A 25,876-nucleotide genomic window follows, 5' to 3' on the forward strand; every position below is an offset into this window, starting at 1 on the left:
GTTTCTTATCAATCCTTGAGTAAAACTAGCGAGCGTGTCACCGCTCGCTACCTCGATCAGAAATTTAGATAGTGAAGTCGTCCACTTTCGTTTCGTTGCCCGCAACATCGGATATAACGATGTCTACCGTTTGCCCACCCGTTATGTCGCTAACCGACCAACTACCGTCGGCAACCGTCGCTTCGCCCAACTCATTGCCTTGCTGGTCAAATATTTCAACGATATCTCCATCGTCTGTCGCTAGACCAGACAACGTTGTATCACTGTAACCAATACTATCGGGTATAATAGTTGGAGCTTGAGTATCTAGGTGGATAGTTCCTGAGTCGTTGCGTGTCACTTCACCATTTTGACTTTCGGTTAATGTGTAGTCGTTATCTCCTTCTGCCAAGGTCAGCAATTCACCGTTCTCAGCACTATCTTTGGATAAATCGATTTTCCACTCACCGTAGGAATCGACCTGCGTAGAAATCTTGTCTCCTGCAATCTCAAGAGTGATCTCTGAATAGGGTTCAGCTCGACCTTCGAAAGTTGGCTGTTCCTCACTAGTGACACCGTCTGTTCTATACTCGCCTGTATCGGTTGAACGCGTTAGCTCATTATTAATAAATGGCATTTGTTCGCGTGAGTCGTAAGTTAACTCGAACTCTTTGTCAGATGAGTTTCCTGCTTCATCTGTCGCCGTAAGTTTGACATCTACCGTCTCACCATCGACTAATTCATCCGTGAAGTTGAACTCCCATCGACCGTTGCTATCAACAGTGACATCAATAGCATCAGCGTCACCAATTTGAATGGTTAGTGAAACATCTCTATCGTTAAGCACTCCAGACAACTTGCCACTCTCGGTATTCCACAGAACATCATCGGTAAGGTAGTCGATATCACCTTCGATTTTTTCCATCGCGATAACAGGGGCGAAGGTATCGATTAGCATATCTTCTTCATAGTGGGTATCATTGCCCCACTTATCTTTGATAATCACATCGATTTCATATAAACCATCATCAAACGTCCGATCAGGGTTAAAAGTCCACGTTCCATCATCGGTAACTTCCACTGTCTCAATAATGCTTGGATTTAATCCGTTGCCAGATATGATAATAGTCACTTGAGCACCAACCTCTGCACCAAACCCCGAAATAACCGGTTTACTTTGACCGATATGTACCTTGTTATCCTCTGTATAGGTAACGCCAGTATCTAGGTCTGTCACTACAAACTCTGTAGTTAAATGAGTGCCTGTAGCAGTCGTTTTTTCATTAACGCTGACGATAAATTCAGTTTTAATATCATTGCCTGCATCATCAGTCGGGGTGTTACCTGCTTTATCCTTGTAAACGAGCTCTATTTTATACTGACTTGCGACACCATCAGTGTGAGGGAGTAGATCTCTGAGCTTAATTTCAAACACATCACCACTCTTAAGTTCATCAGTGCTATAGTTTTTGCTCCACGTCCCATCTAAGCTGGAAATCTTGACATAGAACGCACGTATTCCCTCTCCATCTTGACTGTTTTTATCCACTCGAACTGAGAAATTTGGATCATTGGTATAGAAAATTTCTAAGTCAGTATCCTCATGCTTGTCGTCGCTCTTATTGCGATAGGAAACAACCCCATTTTCATAGATGCTTATTTGTGGGTCTGGCATTTTGTCGAGCTTAGTATCAACAGTAAACTTAACGACTCTGTCATCCGCTGTGTTCCCCGCTTTATCACTCGCTTTGATAGTCATCTCATAGCTACCGTCAGCGTAGATATGCCCCTCATCACGCACATAGGTAAAAGCAGTACTTTCTGCATAGAAGGTTTCCGTATGCGTGTAGCCGTCTGGCCCCGTGATAGTTATTTCAATTAAGTTATCTTTCTCGGTATAGATCTTAACCTCAGGATTTGGATTACTAGTATTGTGAGTCCAATGCCAGCCATCTTCCTCGATAAAGTCAGCTGTTAACGTAATACCCGAATCAAAAATTACCGTCGAATTTTCCGTAACGACATGCCCCACATCATCAAGTGCCTGAATCATAAATGGATATTCAAGATCTGGCATAGGGTCGGTAGTAATCGACCACGTACCATCTTGTTCAACAATCGTCTTATATTCCACACCATGAATCGTAATGCGAATGGTATCGCCAGCTGTAGCTCCCTCACCTTGGAAATAAATCTCTTTGGCGTCATTGGCATCATTGACTACATAAATTGGATTGCCATTTTCATCTACACCGGTTTGTTCAACAGTGTTGTCTTTATCTGTCTTAGCAAGAATCTTCCAAGTACCAATTTCTGGTTCGGAGGTTCTGATGCTTAAGTCCATCTCTATTGGGTCACCAGACAGATTACCGGCTTTATCTTGTGAGGTTACTGCGACGATAAAGGTACCATCAGCTTGGTCGCCTAATAGTTGACCCGGTTCTGGTCGGTAACTCCATGATCCGCTATCACTGACCTGAGTCGACACAACGATAAAGGCATTGCCGCTCTTCTCATATTTTCCACTCGTTTGGTTATAGACAGACTGGTAAACCTTCAAATAGATATCTGCACCCGGTTCACCTTCACCCGTTATAACAGGATTCGCTTCCATGGTTTTGTTATCGGTCGCCACTGCATCATCAAACACTTCAATATCACCAGTGTCTGACGCACCATCCAATCCGATAGTGACCGTCGGTGGTGTTTTGTCGTAAACAATTTCTTGAGTCACTTTCTGATCGTCCGTACTCAAGTGGTTACCCGCTTCATCAGTTACGGTAAACTCAACCGTATATTTACCTTCTAGATACCCTCCATTTGGGTCAACGGGTAACAAGAAGGAGATATTGCTGCTGTTGGTTTGGTCCACCTCCACGTCCAGCGGTCCGCCAACAATATTCCCCTCTTCATCGTAGAGCGTTGCGGTAATCGTGTTATCTGCTTCGGTTAGGCATTTAAAGGTTAAGTAACCTTCTTCACCATCGACTGAGGTGAGATCTTTAGTAACAAAGTCGGTGGATTCCCCACTATCGTTTTCCAAGCTAACTTGGAAGTTGATTGCGGTTTTCACACGCATTACACCTTCAAACGAATCTTCGTTTCCTGCCACGTCGTTGGTGACTAAATCGAAGTTGTAAGTGCCATCTTCTTGATGAGGTAAAGTGTACGACCAATCCCATACGTCGGTTTCACCAGTACGCTCCACCAGAGTAATTACACCACCGTCAACCGCGATAGCTTTTTCACCACCTTGTGCAATGTAGAATTTTTGACTGCCGTTCAGCAAAATATAAGCGTCATTAAAGTCGCCTGTTAACGTTCCTTTAAAGGTCGGCGAATCATCACGGGTAATATAGTGCGCCGTTTCTACTGCATCATCTGGTCCCGGAGTAATATTGTTAGCATCTGCAACAACACCGCCCTCAATTTCTGGTGTGACACGGTCAATAATGATTTGACCAACACTACCACTCGGATATTTATTTGGCTCTTCTGGATTGAAGCCTGTCATATTGCCAGCTTCGTCGACACTTGTGATCCAGTAAGTGTACTCAACACCATCTTCTAAGTCGCTCGCAGCAACGGTAAAGCCACCGCTACTGTTGGCTGTATAAGATAAGTCTAATGCATCATCAGAGTCGTAACTTTCTCCTTTCTTGGTGAGAATAACTCTGACTTCTGCTCCGGGATCAGTCTTACCACTAATGTTGAGAGTTTGGCTGTTGGTTAAACCATCTTCACTACCTTCAACTTGAACGTTAGTAAGCGTATTTTGCGTATCGATTTCTAATCCGTTCAAGCTATTTGATGTGTAACTGTCATCTTTAAAGTCAACACCATCCTTACTTACGTTAACTTCAATATCGTACTTACCGTCTGGAAGGTAATAGTTGCCCGTCGCGAGTTGCTCATCTGTTACTGAAGCATCAATTGGTTTAAATTCACCCGCTGAATCACTGTTGTAAGTGCCAAAATCACCACTACCAAATTGCAGCTCCCATGTACCATCGATTTCTGCTGTGGTGGTAAACGTCACTTTCTGTCCGTTAACCATTAAACTGACTGAAACCGTTGAGTAAGGTGTTGCTTCACCGTAGATTTTCGGGTTGGTAATATTGGTTAAGGTATCTTCTAACGTAGACGAGTTCGCGTCATCATCGAGGAATACAGTCACCGGCAATTGATTTGGACGTATAGTAATTTGCTCTTGAATGACGGTTTCGTTACCCGCTTTATCCGTCGATACTAAGAAGATATCGTGGATACCGTAAGGCATTTCATCGGTCGTAATAGTGTACTTACCAGTACTGATGTTAACTATATCCGATTTGAGCAAGTTATCTGCTGATATAGAACCGACATAAATTGATATAGTCGCTTGGATGCTTTCTCCATGGAGATTCAATGCTTCTGATTGACCTGTGAAGGTCAACGTTCTGTCACTGGTGATAATTTCTTGGTCTTCACCAAGTATGAAATTGCGTGCAACCGTTTCCCCATCTTCAGTTACCAACAGTTTCTGCAAGTCATCGTTAAAGACTGGTGCCTCAGTATCGACAAAGAAGTCGCCAGTCACTTTGTCACTATCTGTTGTCGCGTTACCTAAATGGTCTACCGCGCTAATTTCATAGCTGTACTTACCGTCCGGGAACGGAATTGGATTATTCGGATCTTTGTTACTTGGATTGGTCGCAGTAATTGTCCAATTACCCTGTTCGGTAGCATTGGTCGACTCTTTCCAAACTTCCTTACCGTCTTTGTCAAAGATAGTGACGGTTATTACTGCATTTTCATCACTGGTACCGGTGAATTCTGGTTGTGGATTAAACGTCCAACCATCCTCTGGGTTTGCGGTATCTGACGTAAATTTGGCTTCCAGTTCAACGCTTCGGTCGATTTCTAGTACTGTTTCAAAAGCGTCTGATTCATTGCCTGCCTTATCAATTGCAACAATTTTTATCTCATGGTTGCCTTCGGTTAAGGACTTCGACAAGTCGCCCAACACGAAACTAAAGTCGCCATTGCTGTTCTGGTCTAGTACATCTTCAATATTTAAGCTGATCGCTGCCGTTGACTTGCCATCAATATAGAGATTAATCACCCCACCGTAGATTTCAGAAGGATCGATCTTACCGGTAATGGTTAACTCATCTTTGACGGCGTTAGTGAGCCACTTGTCGTCCGTTAGATCGAGCCCATTAGCGTCACCCGATGAGACCAGTGTAATATCGCTAATTTCAGGTGGCGTAGTATCAATACGGAACTCACCTTCAGCGGAGGTGCTGATATTGCCCACTTTATCGGTAGAAGTGACATAGTAATTGTACTTACCATCGTCACCAAACCAGTTTTCGTTACCAACAGTCATTCGCCACTGACCATCACTGCCGACAAGGTCTACCGCCGAGTATTCAAATACATTGCCCTTACTATCCTCTATGAACAGTTTAATTTGTGAACCTTCTTCCGCTGTCCCCTTGAAGTTCGGCGTCGTGTCACTCACTAAGTCGAGACCAGTAATACCATCATAATGATCAACCCCAGAATTGAGCTCAACCGTTGGCTCAACGGGCGCGGTAGTATCAATCTCAAATTCAAAGTTCTGAGTGGTCTGGTTGCCCGCTGTATCTTCTGCCATAACAGTCACTGTCCAATGACCATCTGCAAGTTGATCTATGCCATGATTGGCATCACTTAAATCGAGGAACCAAGTACCATCAGCATTCTTAGTCACTTCTAGATCCGTGTATACCGTGCCTTCACCATTCGAAAGCTCTACAGAAATTTGGTTAACATCGAGGTCGGTTGTACCTTCTATGGTTGGCGTCGCAACACGAATTATGTTGTCAGTCGGGTTGATGTCACTTTCGGTCAAACTGCCATCAACGCCGCTCTGGTGGTCAACTTTATCTTCTTCGGCAAGTTGAACGGTTAAATTAATCGTCGAGTCATTGGTTACCTGTTGTACAAACGATTCTTCGTTTTTGTTGCCTGCTTTGTCATACACGTCAACCGTAAACTGATAGGTTGAGTCTGCATCCATAATGCTGTTAGCACCTTCACCAAACTGGAAGTGCCATTCATCACTATCTGCTGTTGTGTACTTGGTGTAAGTTTCGGCATCGAAATCAGGATCAATCTGCGGCTTGCCTTCACCATCAAGTATCGGCTTGCCGTCTTCATCAAGCAGAAGTTTATGCACGGTAATGACCACGGTTGCTTCGTGTTCCGCCTTACCTGAAATTACCGGATCATTTTCTTTGGTCTTCCAGTCCCCAACATCACCGGTATCGTTGACCGCATCATTATCACCCCAAGTCGCTGGCATGGTGACTTCTGTGACCGTGTTAGGTAGTACTTTATCCACCACGACTTTAACATCGTCGCCAGAAATTTCGCTGTGGTTACCCTCAATATCCCACGCTTCAATTTTGTAAGGAACGTCTGACACACCGGTTAAACCGAGACTGTCGAACGACACCTCCCAGCTCCCATCATCATTCACGGTAACAATTAGTGACTGCTCCTGAGCATTATCACCAGGATACAGGGTCACTTTGACTCGACTGCCGGCATCATTGTCTGTCACTGTACCTGAGAATTTAAGTACGTCATTGTTGGTATAGCCATCATCACTGCTGCTACCGGAATCACTTTCTGCCGCAAGTTGTCCTTCTACAACCACTTGTGTATCTATCTCAAACACACTCTTGTCTGTAATGGTCACGTTGCCCGCTACGTCCGTTGCTTTGACATAGTATTGGTAATTACCTTGAGCCAGCAGGTTAATGTTGTCACTTGTCAACTCCCAGCGATTTTCACTGCTGTTCCATGTGATTTCATTGTCTGTAGAGCTGTAGCTTTGGATTAGGTTATCGTTTTCATCCAAGATAAAGAATTCAACCGCGGCATCACTTTCGTTCAAGTCGATATTGAACTGTGGTTTAGTCACGCTGGTCTTGTCATCAGAACCAAAACCTAGGTCTGTACCGCTCACTGCAAGATCCATGGAACTATCTGAGCCGAGATCTAAAGTGACATCTGCAATCGACAAACTTGGTGCTGTATCATCGATCACCAAGGTTTTCTCAAACGAGTCTTTGTTTCCATAGTCGTTACTTGCTTCAACTTTGTAGGTGTATGCACCTTCTGGCAGCGCTACATCACTTAACGTCCAAGAGCCCAAGTTGGTTCCATTGTCTGTGATAACTACACTGCCTTCAGTATCGGAATCGAACTGTTTGTAAACAACGCCATCTTTATAGAAGGTCACAGTCACGGTAAACTGCGCATCATCAGGGGTGGCAATTTGACCTGTAAAATCAGGCGTTAGATTATTGGTGATGCCATCACTTTGATTCAGACCTGTATCATTTTCCGTATCGGACTTCAGGCCGTCACTATCGTCAAGTGCTGGATCTTTAAACTTGATGTCGAGGTTGTTGTTGTCGGCATTACTGTCATAAACCGCAGTGTTCCCCGCAATATCGGTAACGGTTACTTTGTATTGATAAATATCACTGAAAGTATCGTTTGCTTCACTAATAAGACCATCAGCGGTGATTGACCAGTTGCCATCTTCATCCGCGATGACATAGTACTTACCGTCATGCAATTCTATTCCATCGCCCGCTGCATTCGGGAAACGTAGAACCGTTCCTCGGTCAAATTCTATATAGATACGCGAACCAGGCTCTGCATCACTACCTTCAATGACAGGAGCAATAACACTAGTTTTGTTATCGTCGTTGTTGGGACCGAGATCGCTACTTGCAGCAAGATCAGCAATGATTGAAGTTTCAGTGTCAATGGTGACTTTGCCATCATTCAGCACCGTTACATTACCTGCTACATCGACCGCCGTAATGATGTAAGGCTTATCAACTTGGTCAGTTAGTGTGACATTGTCACGTGAAATAACTGATTGTGAATTTGTACCAAAACCAATCACTTCTTGTAGCGGCTGCGACAGGTCAATCTCCCAATCACCATTTGACGCTGAAGCTTTAAAGGTTCTACCGTCAATGGTTAGGTAAATTTCAACACTCTCATCACTATCAGCGATAGCAGCATTGATACCACTGTATTCGCCACTGAATGTTGGTTGGTTATTGTTGGTAATACCATCATCAGCAGCAAAACCCGTATCGTTGGCACTGTCACCTGTGACAAAACCGCCGTCGACCTCTGGAGCGCTGTTATCTACCGTGAAAGCGCCTGTACTGCTATCACTGTTACCGGCGATATCAGTACTGTTCACCACGTAGCTGTATTCACCTTCAACAAACGTTGGCGCAGTTCCAGTTGGTTTGAGTAGATTGCCATCTGATAGATCGATTTCCCAATCCACTTGAGTATCAATCTGATCTGCTGTTGGGTATGGAAGCGTTAGTTCATAATCATACTCGACACCGTTATGCGTAACGGTAATCGTAATCACCGAACCCGCTTCCGCCTTACCAGAAATAATCGGATTATTATCACCGTTAGTATTGGTTAGATTGTCATCATTATCTGCACCAAGATCTGTTGAGCTGTCTAAGTCAGCGGTGACTGTGGTTGCACTATCGAATACAAACTCGCCGATATGCTCATCTGGGTTACCCGCAATATCTGTGACCGTGACTTTATATTCGTAGCTGGCTCCTTGCACTGGCGCGAAGGCAGTTAGACCATCGCCTTCACCCACGGTTAATTGCCAGCTCTGGTTGAGTTGCGATTGATCACCATCTAGCTTTTTGTTGGCAACTTTAACAAACTCTCCATCAACTTTGATGTAAATGTCTACCGTTGCACCGCCTTCGGCTTTACCACTGAATTGAGCGACATTAGCAGAAGTGATTTCAATCGCGCTGTCACCTGCAGCTTCATGACGATCACCAGTCACATTTGCCAATTTAACATCTGTCAAATCAACATAAGTATCGACGACCAAACTGCCCGAATCAGTTTTACTATTGCCCGCTGGATCAACCGCGATAATTTCATAGCGGTAGTCACTTCCTTGATTATCAGGATTTAGTTTCAAATCTGGGAAACTCGTTGTAAATTGGCCAGATGGAACAACCTGCTCACTTTCTACCAGTAACTGATCGCCTTTATAAAGTTTAAAAGTGACTTTACTGTTTTCTTCTACATCAACATTAAATGAAGGCGTTAGAACATTAGTGATTGCATCACTGTTGCTTTCACCGGAGTCACTATCGTCGGTTAACGTCACCTCAGCCTTACTCACTGAGTTATCATAGGTAAAGCTGTCACTAAACTGCTCTTTATGACCAGCTGCGTCCTCAACTTCAATTCGATAATGGAATTCACCTTCATTTGTTAACTTATCGACGTCGGCTAACTGAAGTGAGAAACTGCCATCATCACTTTCTACCTTGAAGTCATCGCCGGATTGGACGTAATTGCCGTCTCCATCGCGGATAAACAGTTTCACTATAGCGTTCTTTTCTGCCGTACCGACAAAGACAGGTAGTTCAGCCGAAGTGATTTTATCTTTATAGAAGCTACTATCTCGCCCCGTATCGCCTTGTTCACCCGCTTTCAGACCGACATTTTCAAGTCGCGCACTGGTATCTATGGTAAGCGTTTGGTCTTCGATAGCATTAACGTTACCTGCCGCATCTTCCGCTTCAATGCTATAGGTGTACTCAACGCCATCTGGATTGCTATTGTCGCGACCTGACAGGTCAATATCGATGTCCCAAGTACCATCAGCTGTAGTACCTGAGTCCACGGTATAAGTTTGGCTCCAACCATCGCTACCTTTAATCGTGATGCGTACCTTCGCTTCCGCTTCACCGTCCGTCGGTACTTCGACTGTACCTGTTAGCTTGATGTTTTCCGTATTAAATAACGGACTACCAGTAACAGCATGGTCAACTGTGGTATCGGCTACAGACGGATCGATCCTGTCAACTTTAAACTCCAGCGATTCTACGTCATTGTTACCCGCAAGGTCTGTCGACTTGATGTACAGTTTGTAGCTGCCATCTTTGTCCAGTGAGTCATTGACCGATAAACTCTCTAGCGCAGCGCTCCAACTGCCATCCACTGAAGCAACCACCTCTTGATAGCCCGACACTTCAACTTCTACGCCGTTAACCAGCTTCACCAATTTATATTCAATCGTCGCACCTTGCTCGGCGCTGCCAGAGGTGCCCGTAAAGACGAGGTGGGTTTCTCCATTAAAGTTGGTCAGCATATCCCCTTTATCAGATGAGTTGCTGCCATCACTCATATCGACAGAATTAATGTCGAGCGTGGTTTTTTGGTCGAGTGTATAGTGAATTTGCGTTTCGTCACTCTTGTTACCAGCATCATCTTTGACATACAGGGTGACACTTCTATCTATGCCTTGCTCCAACGATGCATCGCCTACATCTGGCAAAGGTATTGACCACACACCAGTGACATTGTCGGCATCCGCACTATAGGTTTGACCATTGAATTCAAGATAGACGCGCGCGCCCTTCTCTGCGGTACCACTAAAGACTGGATTCGCTTCACCGGTAATATAGTGATCATCCACGAATGCCAGATCACCAAGTAGCTGCTCCGATATCTTCGTCACTTCAACTGGAGCCGGAGCGTCGCTGTCAATGGTAAAGCTGCTTGTTTCACTGTCTGTGTTACCAGCGCGATCTACTGTGCTCACGGTATAGTTATACGTACCGCTTGCCAACTCTTTCGTTGTCACTGACCAATAACCATCGACATTGGTGATTGGGTCAAGAGTGTAAGGGCTGTTGCTGTCACCCTCAATGGTGACGGTAACGATTGAACCCACTTCCGCTTTACCTTCAATGGTTGGCGTGTTTAGTGAGGTTTTCTGATCGCTTAACGTTGCTTGTTTATCATTATCCGTGAGCCCCGTATCACTCGCTTGGTCGAGCTTAATGCTATCGTCGACTAGATCAGTGGTGCTATCAACGGTGAAATCCCCCGTTAATTGAAGTTCATCACCTTCGGCATTGGTGGTGTTCCCTGCAATATCAGTAACGGTGATCGTGTATTCATAGTCAGCACCCTCAACCAAAGAGACATTTTCTAATGCCAAGTCTATGCTCCAATCCCCCGAAGCATTCGCTTCCACAGTAATGGGTTCAGGGTTTAATACGCCTGATGTGCTACTCGTCAGAACCAATTTGATGGTGGCATTTGCATCGGATTGACCGCTAAAGGTTGGCGTTTTACCTGCGTAGTTTTGGTCATTAACATCACTACGGTTAGTGATTTCCAAAGCGCCATCGTCATAATCGTTGCCACTGGCGGTTAATTTTGCCACGGTATCCACAGTCAAAGTTTGGTCTTTAATCGTGGTATTAACGTTACCTGCCGCATCTTCCGCTTCAATGCTATAGGTGTACTCAACGCCATCTGGATTGCTATTGTCGCGACCTGACAGGTCAATATCGATGTCCCAAGTACCATCAGCTGTAGTACCTGAGTCCACGGTATAAGTTTGGCTCCAACCATCGCTACCTTTAATCGTGATGCGTACCTTCGCTTCCGCTTCACCGTCCGTCGGTACTTCGACTGTACCTGTTAGCTTGATGTTTTCCGTATTAAATAACGGACTACCAGTAACAGCATGGTCAACTGTGGTATCGGCTACAGACGGATCGATCCTGTCAACTTTAAACTCCAGCGATTCTACGTCATTGTTACCCGCAAGGTCTGTCGACTTGATGTACAGTTTGTAGCTGCCATCTTTGTCCAGTGAGTCATTGACCGATAAACTCTCTAGCGCAGCGCTCCAACTGCCATCCACTGAAGCAACCACCTCTTGATAGCCCGACACTTCAACTTCTACGCCGTTAACCAGCTTCACCAATTTATATTCAATCGTCGCACCTTGCTCGGCGCTGCCAGAGGTGCCTGTAAAGACGAGGTGGGTTTCTCCGTTAAAGTTGGTCAGCATATCCCCTTTATCAGATGAGTTGCTGCCATCACTCATATCGACAGAATTAATGTCGAGCGTGGTTTTTTGGTCGAGTGTATAGTGAATTTGCGTTTCGTCACTCTTGTTACCAGCATCATCTTTGACATACAGGGTGACACTTCTATCTATGCCTTGCTCCAACGATGCATCGCCTACATCTGGCAAAGGTATTGACCACACACCAGTGACATTGTCGGCATCCGCACTATAGGTTTGACCATTGAATTCAAGATAGACGCGCGCGCCCTTCTCTGCGGTACCACTAAAGACTGGATTCGCTTCACCGGTAATATAGTGATCATCCACGAATGCCAGATCACCAAGTAGCTGCTCCGATATCTTCGTCACTTCAACTGGAGCCGGAGCGTCGCTGTCAATGGTAAAGCTGCTTGTTTCACTGTCTGTGTTACCAGCGCGATCTACTGTGCTCACGGTATAGTTATACGTACCGCTTGCCAACTCTTTCGTTGTCACTGACCAATAACCATCGACATTGGTGATTGGGTCAAGAGTGTAAGGGCTGTTGCTGTCACCCTCAATGGTGACGGTAACGATTGAACCCACTTCCGCTTTACCTTCAATGGTTGGCGTGTTTAGTGAGGTTTTCTGATCGCTTAACGTTGCTTGTTTATCATTATCCGTGAGCCCCGTATCACTCGCTTGGTCGAGCTTAATGCTATCGTCGACTAGATCAGTGGTGCTATCAACGGTGAAATCCCCCGTTAATTGAAGTTCATCACCTTCGGCATTGGTGGTGTTCCCTGCAATATCAGTAACGGTGATCGTGTATTCATAGTCAGCACCCTCAACCAAAGAGACATTTTCTAATGCCAAGTCTATGCTCCAATCCCCCGAAGCATTCGCTTCCACAGTAATGGGTTCAGGGTTTAATACGCCTGATGTGCTACTCGTCAGAACCAATTTGATGGTGGCATTTGCATCGGATTGACCGCTAAAGGTTGGCGTTTTACCTGCGTAGTTTTGGTCATTAACATCACTACGGTTAGTGATTTCCAAAGCGCCATCGTCATAATCGTTGCCACTGGCGGTTAATTTTGCCACGGTATCCACAGTCAAAGTTTGGTCTTTAATCGTGGTATTAACGTTACCTGCCGCATCTTCCGCTTCAATGCTATAGGTGTACTCAACGCCATCTGGATTGCTATTGTCGCGACCTGACAGGTCAATATCGATGTCCCAAGTACCATCAGCTGTAGTACCTGAGTCCACGGTATAAGTTTGGCTCCAACCATCGCTACCTTTAATCGTGATGCGTACCTTCGCTTCCGCTTCACCGTCCGTCGGTACTTCGACTGTACCTGTTAGCTTGATGTTTTCCGTATTAAATAACGGACTACCAGTAACAGCATGGTCAACTGTGGTATCGGCTACAGACGGATCGATCCTGTCAACTTTAAACTCCAGCGATTCTACGTCATTGTTACCCGCAAGGTCTGTCGACTTGATGTACAGTTTGTAGCTGCCATCTTTGTCCAGTGAGTCATTGACCGATAAACTCTCTAGCGCAGCGCTCCAACTGCCATCCACTGAAGCAACCACCTCTTGATAGCCCGACACTTCAACTTCTACGCCGTTAACCAGCTTCACCAATTTATATTCAATCGTCGCACCTTGCTCGGCGCTGCCAGAGGTGCCTGTAAAGACGAGGTGGGTTTCTCCGTTAAAGTTGGTCAGCATATCCCCTTTATCAGACGAGTTGCTGCCATCACTCATATCGACAGAATTAATGTCGAGCGTGGTTTTTTCATCAAGAGTATATTTACCCTCCACAGCACTACTTGCATTACCAGCACTGTCGACAACTTTAATCGTATAATCGCGCTCAATTCCCGAGTCTAATTGGTTACCAATATCATCAACTTTGACACTCCAATCGCCATTTTCATCGACATTAGCGGTGAAAACATCTAAACCTTCAACTTCAATATAAACACGCGAATGAGGTTCAGCTTTACCTGCAAATACTGGGTTTTCTTGGTTGGTCAGATTGCCGTCTGAATCGAACGCTTCACCATGGATAGTTAAATTGGAAACACTGTCTGGCTTACTAGTATCAATAGTAAATTGCAAATCACCACTTTCTAATGTATTACCCGCTTTATCTACAGTAGTCACATTGTAGGTATACTCTTGGTCCTCAAGGTTGTTTTTATCAATCTCAATACTCCAGCTACCATCTTGATTTTCAACCTCGGTACTGTAGCTAACTCCATCAATCACCAAGGTTATTTTTGCCCCGAACTCAGCTTTACCAACAATGGTAGGAGTGCGATCTGAAGTGACTTGGTCCGAACGCGACGCTTCCGCTATATCATCATCACCCTCTAAGCCTGTATCACTATCCGTCGCTAAGCCAATGTCGGATAAGTGCGTTGACGGATCGACAGTAAAATGAGAGTTGATTACAAGCTCATTGCCATCCGAATCTTTGGTATTACCAGCCAGATCTTTCACCGTAATTTGATAGCTATAGTCACCCGCTGTAAGTTGCGAGCCAACTTCAACACTCCACTCGGCAAGTCCATTATCTGGATTAAGGTTTGCGACGGCTTCAATTGGATTGGGAGAAATGTTCAGCTTCGCGCGATTATCATCAAACAGTGTGATGTAAACCGTCGAGCCTTCATCTGCGGTACCGCTAAATACTGGCGTTTGATCGCTGGTGTAATTTTGGTCGGTTACATCAGTGCGGTTAGTTGTCTCCAAGCCACCTGTTAGGCTGGCTTGGGTATCAATAACAAGCGCTTCTGATGACTCGATTTCGGTTTTGTTACCTGCCTTGTCAGTCGCAATTATGGTGTACTTACCATAATCACCGTCTGCTAGTTCAATCGACTCAATCTGCCACTTTCCATCAACGACGGTAACTGGACCGAGGGTCGTTTCACCAAATTTAATCGTTACTGTTGTACCTTCTTCACCCGTACCTGCAAATTCTGGGGTGTTGTCATAGGTAATGCCATCAACAATGCCGGTATCCGATTCTTCGGTGAGTTTACCCGTTACCTCGGGCGCAATGTTATCAATCGTTACTTGTTGCCTTTCGACTATAGAGGTATTACCGGCTAAATCGGTGGCAATGATGTCATATTCGTACGTCTGATTGGCATCAAGTGTTACATCATTCACTACCCAGGTAGTGACAGTGTCACCATTAACAAAGCTGCTTACCGTGGCATCTATCGTATCGACAATAACACCGTTTAAGCGAATCACAAGTTGAACGGTCATTCCTTCTTGCGCTTCAACTTGACCATTGAAGTTCAATGTCGTGTTCTTCGTTTCACCAAACCCATTACTGGTATCACTCGCTAGGCTCAAACCGCCAGAAAGATTGAGTGGGTCTTGATTATCGATTACTAGCTTGTTGCCCGTATTTTCTTTGGTGTTACCAGCGATATCTTCTACCTTGACGCTATAGGTATATTCTCCGTCGGCTAGTTCTTCTGGCACTACAAATTTCCAATCGCCATCTGAATTTGCCTTAAAGCTAGCGTAACTGTTTTCAAAGCCATCAAACTTAATCGTTACAATTGCGTCAGCTTCAGTCTTACCGACTAATATAGGATTACGTACCTGAGTCACATCATCTGTCTGACTTGCACCAGTGTTATTCTCTTTGGTTTGTTCCAGACCAGCCGTCGGTTCCGCCAGTGTGCGATCAACGACTAAGTTTTGCTCAGGAAGTTGAGTATTGTTACCAGCTTTATCCGTTACTTCAACCACATAGGTATATTCACCTTCCGGTAATTGACTATCATGCTGATAAGTCCAACTCGCTCCATATTGAGAGTCATCGCTCGATACTGAGGCGGAAACCACGGTCGTATTATCGTTTTGATCTTTAAACGTAATTTTTACCTGAGAATCAGGCTCTACACTTCCAGAGAAGATTGGGCGCTCGGCTTTGGTTATGCCATCTTGTGTTGATATACCTGTATCTGACGTAGAATCATGTTCCAAACCACCATTGATGAACGCTGTATCGTCAATTGTAATTGAATAATCACTGTCTTGACCGACACCAAGCGTGGTGGTGTTACCCGCTAAGTCCTTCGCTTCAACGGTGTAGAAGTAAGTTTCGCCATGTACCAAGTCAGCCAATGCGCCGCTTGTGGGCGCATCACTTGAGAGATCGACCGACCACTTACCGTTTATAACCGTTGTTTGGTATTGCGCGCCGTTGATATCTAGCGTGATCGTATCACCCTCATCGCCAGTACCAGAGATGATCGGCTGCTTCACGTTAGTGATGGTATCGCTATTTGAACTCGCATCAAAGTCAACGCCACTATCAGACGCTGTGTCTAGTCCTGCTGTCACTGATATCGCGGTGTCTACAGTTAGATCTATCTTGTGCTCTAACTCATCTAACGTGGTGACGTTGCCAACACTGTCTATCGCACTAACTTCTACTGTGTAACTACCATCTGCAAGCACAGTATTGGTTTCAATCAACCATGTACCATCCTCTACATCAACTTGATACTCATCTCGATAGGTTCCGTCATTACTTGTGATAACGAGCGTAACCGTCGAACCAGCCTCGCTGGTACCTTCGAATTTTGGAGCCTGGCTCGTACTTGACTCTTGCAAGTTAGTGATGTTATCGCCATCGATATTACTATCGCTTTCTGCCGCTAGGTTTATAGTCAAGCCTTGGGGTGGAGTGCGGTCAACGACTAGCGTTTGTTCATTAGTCGAGGCGGGGTTGCCAGCTTCATCGGTTGCATGAATGATGTAATTAAACTCACCTTCAAAATCAAAGCCCGCTAGATCCGCGCTCCAATTACTGGTGCCGGCATCAAATACACCGTCCAAGGTAAGATCATCGCCCATTAATGCCTTAAGTTTCGCATCTAGATCAGCGTTACCCGTCGATGCAAAGACAATCTTGACTTGTGAACCTTGCTCAGCAGTGCCAGAGAAGGAAAACTCCTTCTTCGATGTTGCTTCTTTTTGTGTACCAGTCTGATCGACCAGGCTCAAGCCACCAGCAACAAAGGTTTTCGTATCAACAACAAACGAACCGCTTGTTTCACTGGTGTTGCCGGCATCATCAGTCGATACAACTTCATATGTATACTCTTGCCCATCCCAGTCATTGGCTTCGCCACTGTATAGGTCATCAGTTGGCTGCCATGCAGCTAAACCACCCTCTAACTGTACGCTCTCTACTTTTACGCCATCTCGATAGATGACGAGTTCGACGCTGGTACCTGATTCCGAATCGATGGCAAAATCTGGCTTGGTATCATTGGTTAACTGATCGATACTCACCACCGGTACTTTAGGATCGGTTCTATCGATAGTGAATGAATTGGTCACCTCACCTGAAGTATTGCCAGCCTTGTCCGATGCTTCGATTGAGTAAGAATATGACTCTCCATCTTCGAATTTACTCAGTGCGTCTGGTATCGTAACCGTCCAGTTATTCCCATCCAGCACCAAATAGTCACTGTAATCCACACCGGCAATGATAAAGGTCAATTGGTCAAGGTTAGCATCGGATACCGTACCTTTGAAAACCAGCTCATTTTCTTCGTTGGTTAGCTGATCGCCTTTAATCCCACTATCACTTTCTTTGGCTAAATCGCCACCAGTAATAACAGGCTTGGATGTGTCAATCTCCAACGTTTTATCGAGTTTTGTGGTATTGCCAGCTTCGTCCGTAGCAATGATTGCATAGTCAAGATTAATATCGTTGTCGAAAGTAATGCCTGGGGCTGCCGTCCAACTGCCATCGTCATTAACAATGGCGTGATAGGTCTGATTATCAATAACGACTTTAACCGTTGCACCCGGCTCAACCGTTCCGCTGAAGATTGGCGATTGTTCGTTAGTTAAGATTCCATCTTTTTCGCCCGAGTCGCTGCCATCATCCAGACCACCAGTGACTGTTGGCGGTGTCGTGTCGACATAAATATGACCGCTCACCGATGTTTGGTTATCTGCGTAATCGACAGCAGTGATTTTATAAGTATAACCTGGCAGCTCTTTCGACTCTGGCAGTTTCATGCTTTCAGGCAAGGTAAATGACCAAGCACCAGACTCATCATTGACGACAAAAGGTTCTACTTGAAACTCTTGCCACTTACCGTCTTTATCGTAACCTGCAATAACAATCTTAATCTGCGATTTGTGTTCTGCGACACCACTAAAAGTAGGTGTTTGATTGTTCGTTACTTCAAGATCATTCTGGAGACCTTGTGTCAATTCAAGGTCGGAAACCTTATCGTAAACAATAGTGATGGTTTGCGGCGTTGACGTGACATTACCCGCTTTATCGGTTGCTGTTACACTGAATTCGTAGCTTCCCTGAAGTACCACATAATCGCCAAGATCTAGACCATCGAAATCGTTGGTACTCCATTTACCATCACCATCCAAGTCATAGATATCGAAGCTCTTTTCACCTTTGATACTAAATGTAACCTTACCACCCGGTTCAACCGTGCCTTCAAATACTGGCGTCTTATTGGTGACCAAATCTGATTCACCAGCCAGTTCATATCCAGAATCATACCCGTCAGCGAGATCAATTGAGAGATCATCCGGAGCTGTGGTATCGATGACTAAGCTTTCTTGCTCAAGCTTCATATCATTACCAAGTGCATCGGTTATCGACACTTGATACAGGTAGTTGTCGTCTGCAGCGTTATCATCCAGACCTGGAATCGTAATACTCCAGTTTCCTTCCGGATTACCTGTGCTCGGAATTGTATGCGATTTTGACTTAACTACCGTCAAACCATCACTCGCATAGATGGTTACCGTGACTGTGGCACCAGCTTCACCTCGACCATTAAACGTCGGTGTATTGTCCTTGGTAATACCGTCATCATTTTCAAAGCCTGTATCTGATAGTGCACTTAACCCACCCGACACAGATGTTTCTACGTCTATTTTAAGCTCACCTGACAAGGTGTCCGATTGATTACCCGCTTTATCAATCGAATAAACTTGGTATGCGTATGGTGTTTCACTATGCGCGATATCATTTGGCATAGTGACGCTCCAACGTCCTTGATCATCAACGAGAACCGAACGTGTTTGCCCTGAGATACTAACGATAACCGCAGTTCCTGGCTCTCCAGTGCCGCTAAAAGTGGGGGTTTTATCTGCAACAGCCGGAACACCATCCATCAAAACATCAGATAATTGATCAAGAGCGACCGTTGGCTTAGTGGTGTCAATGGTCACGGTCTGTGAAAGCGTCGCTTCATTGCCCGCCTCATCAACAGCTTTGATAGTATAAGTATTATTACCTTCAGGCAGTGGCTTAGTCAGCACAGCTGTCCAGCTGCCGTCACTTTCAACCACCGCTGCGACCGTTTGGTTGGAGAAATAGAGGGTCACTGTCGCACCTGATTCAGCCATCCCCGAGAATGTGGGTTGCTCTTTTGAGGTGTAGTTGTCGCTATTACTACCAAATTTCTCGCCATCAACAATGAGGTTTGGTGCGGTATCTTCACCCGCTTTCAGCCCACCGCTTACGTGGGTTTTGTTATCAAAAATAAAGCTACCGCTAACGACATCACTTTCATTGCCAGCAACATCTGTCGCGACCGCTTCATAATCAATCTTAATGCCATCATAGTTAATTGCATCATCGTTACTTAAAAATTGGCTACCAAACAGCGCATCACCGTCGATTTGCCAATTGCCTGCTTCAATGTTGTTTAGTGTGTAAGAGATACCATCAATGGTCACCGTTATCGTCGCAACATCCTCGGTAACAGTACCACTAACGTCAGGGCGTATCTCATTGGTTAGTGCCGGTATATTTACCACAACATCGGCTGGCGTGTTGTCGATAGTTAACTTACCACTGTCAGTCTGAATATTACCCGCCAAGTCGATTGATTTAAGCGTGTACTCAATATCCTTGCCTTCATCGATACGCTCCGTAACGATTAATTCCCAGTTGCCATCACTATCTGCGACTGATTTATATATATCATCACCAATAAGCAATTGGATTTCTGCATTCGCTTCAGCAGTACCGTTAAATTTAAGCTCATCTTTACCAAGTTTTGCGTAAGAGGTGATGCCGTCACTACTCGAATCCCCAACATCATCACCACTGCTTAAGCCACCGTTAATCGCTTCGGTAGTGGTATCGATGACCAGCTGTTCCTGTTCAAGCGTCGTCACATTGCCCGCTTTATCGACTGCTTTTAAAGTGTAGTTGTAAGTTCCATCCGGCAAAGTCGTTGGCACTGTGATCTGCCAATCACTGTCTGTTACTTTTATCGTATAATCTTGACCCGCAATAGTCAGTGTTACAAAGTGCGGATCTTGCTCAGATGCCCCCGTTAATGTACCCGCAAACGTTGGCGACTGGACCGAGGTAATATCATCACTGTCTTTCGCATCTGCTACGCCGTCATCACGATAATCATCTTCTGCGCTGAGCTTTCCAGTAAAGCCTGTTGGATGTTGCGCATCAACCGTAATACTTCCCGATGTAGCGGCGCTATTACCAGCAGCATCCTCAGCATTGATCGTAAAGTCATGGTTGACGACTTCGCCATCATTGGCGAGCGCCTCGGTGACTTGAATTTGCCAAATACCCGAGTCCAAAACGATTGTGCTATACGTTTTACCACCAATCGATAGAGTTACCGTTGCGCCTGGTTCACCATTACCCTCAAACTTTGGTTTAGTCTCACTGGTATAGTTATCTGAATAGGTGCCCTCTTCGCCTGCATAAGGCACACCGGTATCGTCGGAAGAAGCAAGGTCACCGGACACTTCTGTTTTAGGGTCAACCGTAATCTTGCCAGTATCGCTGTCATGGTTACCCGCTTTATCAGTGACATCTATGGTGTAGTCAAAAGAGACGGATTCGTCAGAGTTTGGTTCCAGAAGGTTCTGAGTTACCTTTAGACTCCAATTACCATTGTCATCCGCTTTAGTGGTGTAAACCTGATTATTAATCGTAATGACTATTTTCGCATCTTTTTCCGCAGTGCCTGATAAGGTAGGCTGAACATGCTTAGTCAAACTATCGCCGCTGACACCAGAATCCCCTAACAACGGGTCTGAACTTAAACCATGAGTATAAGATTCAAGAATTGTGTCGATTGTGACGCTATCAGACTTAACCAGCTTGTTACCCGCAAGATCTTCTGCTGTAAGAACGTAGGTATAAGTGCCATTGGCTAATTCATCGGTGATTTGAACACGCCAACCACCTAATGGGTCGACCTCTGCTGAATACTCTTTACCATCAATTAGCAGGGTAACCGTCGCTTGAGGATCAGTTTCACCACTGAACCAAGGGTCACGAATGTTGGTATAACCATCAAGCTCACCTTTATCACTGTCTGCATCCAATCCACCAGTGAGCTTTCCAGGCACTTGGTTATCAACCTCAAGTTGCCCTTCATACTTCGCTTTGTTGCCCGCAATGTCGACCAAAGTAATTTGATAACTGTAAAGGTTGTCTTGCAAAGAGACACCTTCTTGTGCCAAATCAATACTCCAATTACCCTCTTGATCAACCGTTGTGGTGATGTCACCAATGCCGTTACCCAAGCTTAATGTAACCGTCGCACCAAGATCGCCCTTACCAGCAAAGGTAGGGTTACGAGTTTGAGTGATACCATCACTGTCATAGGCACCCGTGTCATCTTCACTGGCTAACGAACCCGTTACCGATGCTTCATTGTCCACCACTAAAGTGCTGTTGATAGGCGTTGTGTTACCAGCTCCATCTGTCGCGATTATTGTGTATGGATATTCACCATCTTCAAACTCGTTAGTATTGGTAAGTTCAATGGTCCAATTACCATCAGGATCAACCGTGGTCGCGTAAGTCTGTCCATTTAGTGAAAGCTCAACCTTGTGCCCTACTTCACCTTTACCTGAAAACTTAGGTAAGCGTGTTTGTGTTATGCCATCAGTGGTAATGTTTGTATCACTTGATGCAGCAACCCCACCGCTAAACACCGGGTCTTGAGTATCAACAGTGACAACGCCAGACTCAGAATCTGCGACACCAGCTAAGTCTTGGGCAACAACTTGGTAGCTCCATTCACCATCGCCAAGATCATCCTCAACTTGCTTAAACCACGTACCGTTTTCCGCTACTTTAGTGGTGTAAACTTTGGTTTCTCTGTCTGAGCCTTCGCCTTTGGTTAACGTAATAGTAATGATCGCATCAACTTCACCTGTACCGACAAATTCCGGTTTAGTTAGATTAGTATGAGTGTCATCCCAACCTGTTTTGGTCGCACTCGAAAGCGCGGCGGTTACCTCGGTTACGGTATCAAGCTCAATTTGACCTTCAATTGGGTCAAATTGGTTGGTGTTACCTGCCTTGTCTTGCGTTGTGATGGTGTAATCATAGCTACCATCATTTTTTAATTCGTTAGTAACATCAATTGACCATTCAACATCAGTATCAATGACGCCATCACCATTGTCTGCGACTTCCACACTGTATTCTTTACCATCGATGGTTACAGTAACGGTTGAACCTTCTTCCGCTGTACCACTAAAAGTTGGTGTCGTATCGCGTGTGTAGTCGTCATTATCAAAGCGCCCCGTATCACTACTTGCATCTAAGCCGCCTTGCAAATTAACTTCTGTATCTATGGTAATGCTACCCTGTTTGACCACTGGGTTACCCGCATCGTCCTTCGCTGTTAACGTATATGCTTGGTCTCCATCCGCTAATTGATCGGTCACCGTAACCGACCAAATACCTGACGCATCAACGTTCGCATCATATTCAACACCACCAATCAACAAGGTTACGTGTGAGCCAGGTTCTACCTCGCCACTAAACGTCGGTAAATTATCAGAGGTGTAGTTGTCATCATCCGAAGTACCTGTGTCACTAACATTCTCTAGACCACCTTTGAACAACTGAGGAGGTAAGGTATCGACATGGATTTGCGCCGTTGGTAATGAAGCGTCGTTGCCTGCCAGATCAGTGGTTTTCAACGAATAATCATAAGTGCGGTCTTCTAACTCAACATTGTGATCCGCAAGAGAAATCGACCAAACCCCGTTAACAACCGTCGCTTCAAGAGTGGTCTCCGGCGAGGTATTGAGCGTCAGATAGACCGTTGCCCCTTCTTCACCTGTCCCTGAAAACGTAGGTTGATTAAATTTAGTTAAATTGTCTGTATTTGAAATACCGGTATCAAACTCAGCGTCCAATCCACCAGTGAAAGTCACCACTTCCGTATCAATTGTGATGCTCTGATCGATGATCGCCGTTTTGTTACCCGCCAAATCATAAGCATTTAAATGGTAGTTATGGGTACCTTGGCTAAGAGGCTGATCAACGGTGATAGTCCAATTACCACTTGTATCAACTGTAGTTTGGAACGTCTTACCGTCGATAACTAACTCAACAATCGCATCCAACTCAGCAACGCCAGCGAACGTTGGCATGGTATTTTTGGTGATTTTGTCACTGTCACTTACCCCTGTATCTACCAGCGAGTTTTCAACCATGTCACCGCTAAATGGGCTTGGTGGCGTAAGATCTATCGTCAACTGACCGGTTTCATTCGATGTATTACCCGCGTAGTCTGTCGCAGAGACCTGATACTCGTATTCGCCATGAGGAAGTGCATCATCGACACGAACAGCCCAGTTACCCGAAGCATCCGCTTGAGTGGTGTAAGTGTTGCCGTTTATCTCGACACTAATAAAGCTGTTTGCTTCGGTAACACCAGAAATGTACGGGTTCTGTTTATTCGTATACTGGTCGCTATCTGAACGCCCGGTATCACTTGAAGCATCTAATTGCCAAGAGTCTTGCGTCGGTGCAACGCTATCTATGACAAACTGATTTTCAATTTCTTTAACGTTGCCTGCCGCATCTTCGGCAACAATCTTGTATTGATAAGTCCCGTCATCTAAATTCGCCAGGACATCATCGTAAAGTTGGTGACTGCTATCTAAAGTCCAACTACCGTCACTGGCGACATCTACCTCTAGCGCGCTAGTTGAACCATTAAAATAAAATTTTACTGTCGCATCAGCGTCAACCTTACCGGTAAATTCTGGTGACTTATGCTTGGTGATCGCGTCAGTCTGAGAGTAGCCCGTATCAATATCATCGGTTTGCTTCAAACTCCCAGTGAGTAACAGTGTTGTATCAATCTCAACGCTATCGGTTGTCTTATCAGACTTGTTACCTGCGGCATCAATGGCAATAACTTCAAACTCTTGAACACCATCAGCAACCTTCGTCGTCGCAGTCAGGCTCCAATTACCTTCTTTATCGGCTTGAGTTTCATAAGTTCGACCATCGATGGTCAATTGAATGGTGGCGAATGCTTCTGCTTCACCGTTAAAAGTAGGCTTGTCGTCTGAAGTTAGTTTATCACTGTTTGATACACCTAAATCGCTTTCTGCAGCAAGTGATACTGTTGGCGCTTCAGGAGGTGTGGTATCGATCGTCAGGGTTTTGTTTATTGTCGCTTCAGAGCCTGTCGGGCTCACCGCCGTGACTTGAATATCGAATTCGCCTTCAACAAAGCTCTCGTCTACATCGACTTTGAACGCCCCCGTTGAATCAGCAGTCACAATATAAGTTGACGAATTGATGACCAAAGTTACTGCCGCACCAGCTGTAGTGACACCATTAAAAGTCAAATCAGAGGTGACGTTGGTAACAAAATCGCCACTTTTACCGCTATCGTCACCCTTATCAAGAGTCAGTGTTACTTGGATTATTTCTTCTGGCTCTTCTTCTTGTTCACCATCTTGTGTTGGACGACTAGACGATGATGAACTTCCCGTTGGAGCAATCGGTTGAGCTTCTGGAACAAGTTGAACTTTTTTGTCTGGGTTCTCACTCTCACCTTCAAACTCAAATTCAGATACTTCAACGTCTGTTACTTGTTCTTGTACTTCAATAACGAAATCTTCGGCATCTGAAGGTCCATCGGGTTTCGGCGCTTCAGACTCATCAACGATCTCTTCTTGCTCTTTATCGAGTAATTCTTTCTCTTTTTCTGCTAGCTCTTGCTCTGCTTCTTCTAATTGTTCTTTAAGCTCTTCTAACCGTTCTAATTCTGCTTCTAATTCTTGCTGGCGCTGTTCTTGTAACTCTTTCTGTTCTTCAAGCTCTTGCTGAACTTCATTTTCTTCTTCAAATGGTGCACTTTGCTCTGAGGACAATACATTTTCAAGAAATACGTTTTCCAGCGATTCAAGGTTGACCTTAGTCGACTTAACCAGTTCTTGCATCGAAATGACTTTATCGCCTTGCATCACTTCTAGAGTGCCTTTAGCGATATCAATCAGCGCATCTTTAATTATCTGTACTTCGCCTGTCTCCGTTTTTAAGTGGAGATCGAAGCCAAAAACTCTTACGTCATCTAAAGAACTGATATTAACTTGTGCCATGAATCTAAGCCTTCCTTGCCAATCTTTGTCGTTAGAGTTCTCCACAACAAGTAAGAGAACGTAAACTGCGCGTTATTTCGGAAATAAAACACTCTAAGTATTAGATTTCACTATGTGCGTGATAAATATCTATTTTTTTCGCAGTTGAAACATACTACCAACAAAGAGTTCAAGTACTAAAAACACTTAAAGCCCAATATTCAGGCTTTCGAGTCGTATCACATATAATACCAATTGAAATGCAATTCTCATTTTTGATATTTACGGAAAATTATTTTAATTGCAATTGACAAGTAATCAAATTACATAAAACGAGCTAACATTTTATTATTGATAAAAGTGCAATTAGGAAACGCAAGAATAATTAAAATATTGATTTAAATATCATATTTATAAAATAATCCAGTAAAGGCGATAGTTCAGGTAAGCTGCTCTTATTTCAATAAGTTTCAGGAACGAAATGGACGGGTAAATTTTTTAAAATAATAACTTACACAAATGTCAATTGTGGCTGAGAGACAATTTGGCTTTTACATCAAATTA

The 25,876-nt window shown here is 44.7% G+C and carries 1 protein-coding gene; it reads right to left on the minus strand.

Annotated features, from left to right (window positions below; genetic code table 11):
* Window positions 1-64: 64 nt before the first annotated feature.
* Window positions 65-25,333 carry an Ig-like domain-containing protein gene (locus tag GZN30_RS18500; protein WP_161987114.1) on the minus strand — a complete coding sequence of 8,423 codons (25,269 nt, stop codon included), beginning with the start codon at window positions 25,331-25,333 and terminating at the stop codon, window positions 65-67.
* Window positions 25,334-25,876: the final 543 nt, after the last annotated feature.

Origin of the sequence: Vibrio ponticus (assembly GCF_009938225.1) — a bacterium.
Lineage (GTDB): Bacteria > Pseudomonadota > Gammaproteobacteria > Enterobacterales > Vibrionaceae > Vibrio > Vibrio ponticus.